The sequence below is a fragment of the Aurantibrevibacter litoralis genome, assembly GCF_034651555.1.
GTDB classification, from domain to species: domain Bacteria; phylum Bacteroidota; class Bacteroidia; order Flavobacteriales; family Flavobacteriaceae; genus Aurantibrevibacter; species Aurantibrevibacter litoralis.
In genome coordinates, this window is record NZ_JAYEEQ010000039.1 from 1 (window position 1) to 6,794 (window position 6,794).

The 6,794-nt window shown below is 33.0% G+C and carries 6 protein-coding genes; all 6 read left to right on the forward strand.

The genetic code is table 11. From position 1 onward, the window contains the following. Window positions 1-335: 335 nt before the first annotated feature. The 6 genes from U1E44_RS16510 (at window position 336) to U1E44_RS16535 (ending at window position 5,785) form a co-directional block, all read left to right on the forward strand. The gene (locus U1E44_RS16510) at window positions 336-1,058 is read left to right on the forward strand and encodes a sulfite exporter TauE/SafE family protein (RefSeq protein WP_322932222.1); all 723 of its coding nucleotides are present in this window, start codon (window positions 336-338) and stop codon (window positions 1,056-1,058) included. Window positions 1,059-1,241: 183 nt separating this feature from the next. After that, entirely contained in the window at window positions 1,242-1,721 is a 480-nt protein-coding gene (locus tag U1E44_RS16515) for a hypothetical protein (protein WP_322932223.1), read from the forward strand. A 247-nt stretch (window positions 1,722-1,968) separates the two neighbouring features. Next, window positions 1,969-3,348, forward strand: a complete 1,380-nt coding sequence (locus U1E44_RS16520) for a hypothetical protein (protein ID WP_322932224.1) — start codon at window positions 1,969-1,971, stop codon at window positions 3,346-3,348. Window positions 3,349-3,507: 159 nt separating this feature from the next. Further along, on the forward strand, window positions 3,508-3,783 hold the full coding sequence (locus tag U1E44_RS16525; RefSeq protein WP_322932225.1) for a hypothetical protein: 276 nt from the start codon (window positions 3,508-3,510) through the stop codon (window positions 3,781-3,783). Further along, entirely contained in the window at window positions 3,761-4,441 is a 681-nt protein-coding gene (locus U1E44_RS16530; protein WP_322932226.1) for a hypothetical protein, read from the forward strand. The genes U1E44_RS16525 and U1E44_RS16530 overlap by 23 nt, the downstream gene beginning before the upstream one ends. A 273-nt stretch (window positions 4,442-4,714) precedes the next feature. Beyond that, the gene (locus U1E44_RS16535; protein WP_322932227.1) at window positions 4,715-5,785 is read left to right on the forward strand and encodes a Fic family protein; all 1,071 of its coding nucleotides are present in this window, start codon (window positions 4,715-4,717) and stop codon (window positions 5,783-5,785) included. Window positions 5,786-6,794 lie beyond the last annotated feature (1,009 nt).

The following is a 6,794-nucleotide window of genomic DNA, read 5'->3' on the forward strand; positions in this document are numbered from 1 at the left end:
CTGCGTTCCATAATACAGTAAATTTAGAATAAAAAATTAAACTTAAATTACTGTCCTATTTTTGGGGGAAATTATAGAAATTGCAAAACGAAAATATGGAATAAACGAAAAATATATAACTTTTGAATACAAATAAAAACTGGTGGCAACACTGTGTATAGCTCATTGCGGGGCAAGTGAATGACTCGAAAGTTTGCGAATTTTTGCTAACTTTACGACTTACTCGAAACAACTCGCTGTTTTATCCGCAACGAGCCATACACGAAGAACGTTATGCCTCATTGTAGGACGACCGAGCAAACCGACAAACAACTGAACAAAATGACAAGGACAATTTGACGACAGAACTAATCATATTATTCGCAATATCATTTCTCGCAGCGACAATTTCAGGAGCAGCAGGTTTTGGTGGTGCATTAGTTTTGCTTCCTATTTTGACAAGTATAGTTGGAATAAAAGCAGCAGTTCCTATTTTGACAATCGGACAAATATTTGGCAACGCTTCAAGAGTTTGGTTCGGCAGACACGAACTCAAATGGAAACCAATCATTTTCTTTCTGCTGACCGCAATTCCTTTGACAATTTTAGGGAGTTATTTATTCACCGACATTGACAGCAACAAAATCAAAATCGGTATTGGCGTTTTTCTCATTCTGTTGGTCATTTATCGCAGGACAAAAATTAAGAAAATAGCACTTGGCGACAAAGGAATGTTGCTTGGTGGCGGACTTACAGGTTTCTTATCAGGACTTGCAGGAAGTGCCGGCCCTCTTGGTGCTGCTTTTTTTCTTGGGCTTAACCTGACAGCAACTGTATACATAGCAAGTGAAGCGTTTACTGCCTTGACAATGCATCTAACCAAGACAATCGTTTACAATAAATATTCACTAATCGGACAGACTGAACTTTACTACGGACTTTTTATTGGTGTAGCAATGATTTTGGGAAGTTGGACTGGAAAGAAAATAATTGAGAAATTGAACCGAGAGAAATTTATTCTGCTCGTTGAAATTTTGCTCATAATATCAGGACTTCAACTCATATGGACAGCGATATGACAGCGGACCGAAAAGAACAACGAAGGCATAACACGGGTTTTGCGTCAGGCGGGGTGACGTGCAAACTTGGAGCTTTGTGCTTCTATTCAAGTTCAGTGCTGGTTGACAGTTTTGTCCTCCGAAACCCGCCCGAACGCAAAGCCCGAAACCGTTGTAACACATTTACACAAAACCCACGGAAAATTGAAATCAAAAATTAAATTATCAGCATTTACATTAATTTGCTTCACTTTAATGAGTTGTCCAGCTGGTCATTTTCACGATTATAAATATCTTGGTGTTGAACTAAAAAATGAACAAAATTCATCAACACGGATTGAATTTAATGAAAAAACTGATTTGTATTTAAGAGTTGGATATTATATTCAATTTATAGATGAAAAACAGAACGGATTATCAGCCGAAATAGAAGCCAATCCAAATTTTGATGGAAATTTAAATGATTCAATTAAAGAAATAAAATCTTCAACATTTGGAAAATTGAACAGAACAAATAATATCTATGGAGCAAATCAAAATTTCGACTTAAAAAATACAATTTTATATAATTTAACTTTTAACCATTACAACGAAACAAAAACTCTGAAGAAAATTAAAAACGATACTATTTCTATAGAATTTACAAACGGAAAAAAGTTAGTATTCATCAGAAAATCGGAATAGAAAAACGTGTTACAACACCGTGTATAAGCCATTGCTAGGTCAGTGTTTCTTTGGAAAATCCTCGCGGATTTTCCATCGGAGTTTTGTACTTTTAATGGTTCGTGACGAGACACGCAACGGCTCATACACGAGAAACGTTGTGCGTAATTTGAGAAAAACTCGTTACTCAACCAAAAGCCCAGTTTACTCAATATGACTTTTCTGAAATTAAAAAGAAAAATACATTTGAGAAACTAAAACCAAATCAATGAATAGACTAATTTTTTTATTTCTTTTAACCTACCAATTTGGTCTTTCCCAAAACACCAATAAAGAAGTTTATTTGGTTCATAATTTGTACGCAACTGGATTCGATAATGATGAATATTTATATTCGACTGACAGCATAAAATTCGAAAACAATAGAAAAGTTTCTGACTTATTAAATGCAATTTTAAATGTTCATTCCATAAATGACATTTTTAGAGACTCGAAAATAGACACTTTAAAAATATTAAATAACCCTTTAGATTTAATCAATAAGTATAAGCGTTCAAAAGTGGATTGGAATCAAGAGCAAAAAGATTTCATTAAACCTAAACTTCAAGATTTAAAAAATTATAAAAAATACTATTCGGACTACCTTACCAATGGTTGTTGTATAACAATGCACCAAAGGTATCGAGATGAGTATCAAATTAAAATTTTTGAAAATAATCTTTTGGTAAATGAAATCACTTCAAGAAAATCTATTGGAGGCTTCAAAATACCTTGGACTAACTCATTAACTGGTGTAAAAAATTATAATTTTGAGATTGAGGAAATAATTCTTGATTCAAGAAAAAAACCAAAACCTTTACAAGGAAATAGACTTCAAAAATATCTGACAAACAAAATAATCGACTACAATATTACCAAACTTTATGAATTGTCAGCATATACATATAACAAGGAAATTAAGGAATTAGAAGCCGAATTTGATATTAAATACTTTGGAGAAGTATATGGACGTGGTAGGTATATTTGGGATGAACCACAAACGTTCAAAATCAAACTTCACAATAATGAAATGCTTGCAAATATAAACTTGGTTTTTATGGCTTCTAAACAAGGAAAATCCATTTATTCAAGAGATTCAATTATTAGTAACTATAAAAACCCATTAAAAAGAGTTCAGAATATCTCATTTATTACAGATTACTTAAATGAAAATCCTGAAAGCACTTTAGATATATACTTTTTTAACAACAAAACGATTAATGAATATAATATTGACGGTGTAAATAAAAGTCCAGAAGATTGGGAAAAACAGGACAATTACGTCAAAAGTTTAGAATGGTACAAAACAGCTGACATAAAACCGAGTTTTGATATTGAGAAAGCGATTAAAACCTCTGAAAAAAATAATTGTGGTTGCAATTATCGATTTGACAGAGAATTTATAGAACAAGCCATTTTTTTCGAGATAAGAAATAAAAATAATGATAGTTCTGTTTGGTTTTTGCTTCCAGACGATACTGTTTTATTATATTTAATGCAAGGTCAAAAAGTATTAGAGTATGATTACAAAGCGTTTGGAAATGAATACGCTGGAGTTCAATGGCCTTGTAAAAGATTTGAACTAAATGGAAAACTAATAAAAAGATAAAAACTACGCACAACAATGGCTATAAGTAATTGCTTGTTCTCGCCAACTTCTGAAAATCCTCGCGGATTTTCAGTTTGGTGTGTACTTGCAAAATTAAGTGCTAAACCACGCAACTACTCATAGCCGAGACCGTTGTGCGTCATTATGACAAAAAAATAAATGCCAAAAAAGAAGAAAAATATACCTTTCCAGTACCTAATTAAACAGTTAGGTACAAGTTCTGGCACGGCACTTTCAATCATTGCAATTCTTAGTGCAGGTTTTGGAGCAGGAGTTTATTATCAAAATCTTCAAAAAAACCTTGAAATCCTCGAAATCCAAAAGAATAATTTTATTGAAGTAAAATCGTTTACAACCGAGCTTGAAAAACTGAGAATAGAGAAAAAAAGATTAATCCTTAAAATCGCTGATTATGAGCAAAAAAAATCAGAATAGGTCTGTCAGCGATATTTTTAAAAGAATCTCAAATAATTTAGATTCTTTAAATAGTATTGAGAGCGAAAAAGACCCAAAATTAAAAAGAGAAATTAAAGAAGATATTAATGAACTCAAGCAATTTTTTAAAGGAATAAAAAAACTAATGTTAATTATGTTTTCATTGTTCATAATTGCGGTTGTTCTATTAGGATATACTATGTATCAGAATGAGAAATTAAGATTTATGAATTCTGATTTAGAATCTAAAAAAGTTGATTCAATTATTAAAACAATAATGGACATCAAAGAAATTAAAACGGACAGTAATACAATAAGAACAACATACAATTACAAGACTCGCAATAATAATATTATAACTTATAGTGAGTTAGTCAATGAAAATGATAGCCTCAAAAGTAGTGTAGATAGTATTTCAATTTTAAGGTCAAAATTAAAATCGAAAATATCGTCACTTGAGCAAAAGTTGAATTTGGCAAAAGATAACTATGTTATTACTTTCCGAGAATTTTACAGAGTTAAAAATAAAGACACAATTAATTACATTCAAATTATAAGTCGTAAAGCTGATTCGGCATTTATGTTACTTAATCATTATCGAGACAATCTTTATTATGACAAAGATGAAGATGTTTGGTACATTAGAGATGAAAAATAACGACGCACAACAGCGCATATAGTTTATGGCGGAATTAGTGCTAAACCCAAAGTTTTTGTATTTTTATAAACGTAATTACTAATCCGAAAAATTTGCGCTTGTTTGCCCGCCACAAACCATATGCGCAAACCGTTACCACCAATGCGACCAAAAGACAACTAAGTGCATAAATTTTATTACTTTCTATACATATGGATTTTTAAATGTATAGATTTTGTTGTTTTCTATACAAAAGGAATTATCTTTGAATAGATTTTTAGAAATTCTTTACAAATGACAACTTGGGGACTAACAGATTTGCCTTTAAACGTTGATTTAGAAACAAAAAGGGTACTGAAAGCTTTGCCTGCTGCACATGCTGCATTAGCGGAGCTGAAAGGAATTGCATCTACAATACCAAACCAGAATATCTTAATTAATACACTTGGATTACAAGAAGCAAAGGACAGTTCAGCAATTGAAAACATTATTACAACACATGATGATTTATATAAATCAGAACTAAACCTTGATGCATTCAAATCACTTCAAGCTAAAGAAGTTCAGAATTATATTGCAGCGCTAAAGAAAGGATTTGAATTAATTACAAAAACAGAGTTGTTGACAAACAAGAGTATTTTACAAATTCAGGAAGTACTAGAAGACAACAAAGCTGGATTCAGAAAGCTACCTGGTACTGCACTGAAAAACGCTGCAACAGGAGAGACAATTTATACACCGCCGCAAGATTATGATGAAATACTACGGTTAATGGCAAATCTTGAACGTTATATCAATGATTCAGAAATGCAAGACTGTGACCCTTTAATAAAAATGGCAATTATACATTTCCAATTTGAAAGTATCCATCCATTTTATGACGGAAACGGTAGAACTGGCAGAATTATTAATATTCTCTATTTAATTTTAGAGAAACTGCAATCTTTGCCAATCTTATATTTGAGCAATTATATCATTAAGAACAAATCGGACTATTATCATTTTTTACAAAAAGTTAGAGACGAAAATTTGTGGGAAGATTGGGTGTTGTTTATGATTAAAGGTGTTGAACAAACATCAAGGGAAACAATTGAATTAATCACTAAGATTAAGGAATTAATGCTTGATTACAAACATCGACTTCGTGATAATTATAAGTTTTATAGTCAAGATTTACTAAATAATTTATTCAAACATCCTTACACCAAGATTGAATTTGTTGTCAATGACTTAGGCGTTTCAAGACTAACGGCAGCTAATTATTTGAATAAACTGGCAGAAGATAAAATGCTTAGGAAAGACAAATTAGGAACGGGAAATTATTACATCAATGAGGAATTATTTAACTTATTGACAAAAAGATAAAAACGCACAGGTGGTAACACGTGTTATAAAAAATTGCCGGATTTGCAAGTATTCAATCGGCTCAATCCCGCGCCAAATCTTTATCGTGCCGATAAAGAATTACCACGCGGTCGGCAACTTTTCATACCACCACCGTTGCCACACATATATTGAAAGATATTCTGTTGAAAAAAACGATCTGATTTTTAGTGAAAATTCGACTTTAAAAATGACACCGAAAGGCTGAAAAAACAGACCGATTTTCCGCTCGGAACGAATTACCGAATTGAGAATTTTAGTTAACGGGAAAACGAAATTTACGCGCGAAACGAGTTGCCGAAATGAGGATTTTAGTTAACCGGAAAACGGAATTTTGCTCGGATCGAATACACGAAACGCTAAATTATAGGATTCGAATTCGATTTTAGTTGAGTGACAGACCGAAAATCCGAGCCGTGAATTATCTGAACAGAAAGAGATTAACCGAATTGCAAAATCCGGCTAGAGTAGAGACCGAACGGAATAAAAAAAAATGATAAAAATACGTGTGGCAACACCGTGTATAGCTCATTGCGGGGCAAGTGATTGACTCGAAAGTTTGCGTTTTTTTGCTAACTTTACGACTTACTCGAAAGGACTCGCTGTTTTATCCGCAACGAGCCATACACGAAGAACGTTGTGTGCAAGCCTAAAAAACGACAGTGGAACCATAAACAGACGACTAAAAACTGAGAAAAAGTAAACCATTTTGACAAGTGAACACGGACATAGAAACGATACAACAAACGGACAGCGAGTAAGTCGACACTCATTGCCCTGCCCTTCGTGGTTTATTTTTTTTTTCCACCGCACAAAAAATTTTGAAATTCTGCCACCGCACAAATGGCACATTTGCAAAACCGCACCAGCCAACGCTAAAGCCAAGTTTTGCAAAAGAGCCATTTCTTGCCAACGTGGATGCGCCGGTCAAATTGAGCCATGTGCGCCGGATGAAAGTGAGCCGTTTAAACTAGTTGCTTAAAATCGATTC

What these genes read in the sequence shown, in the direction of transcription:
- U1E44_RS16530 (WP_322932226.1), top strand. Translation starts at nt 3,761, where the DNA reads ATGAGCAAAAAAAATCAGAATAGGTCTGTCAGCGATATTTTTAAAAGA.
- U1E44_RS16520 (WP_322932224.1), top strand. Translation starts at nt 1,969, where the DNA reads ATGAATAGACTAATTTTTTTATTTCTTTTAACCTACCAATTTGGTCTT.
- U1E44_RS16535 (WP_322932227.1), top strand. Translation starts at nt 4,715, where the DNA reads ATGACAACTTGGGGACTAACAGATTTGCCTTTAAACGTTGATTTAGAA.
- U1E44_RS16525 (WP_322932225.1), top strand. Translation starts at nt 3,508, where the DNA reads ATGCCAAAAAAGAAGAAAAATATACCTTTCCAGTACCTAATTAAACAG.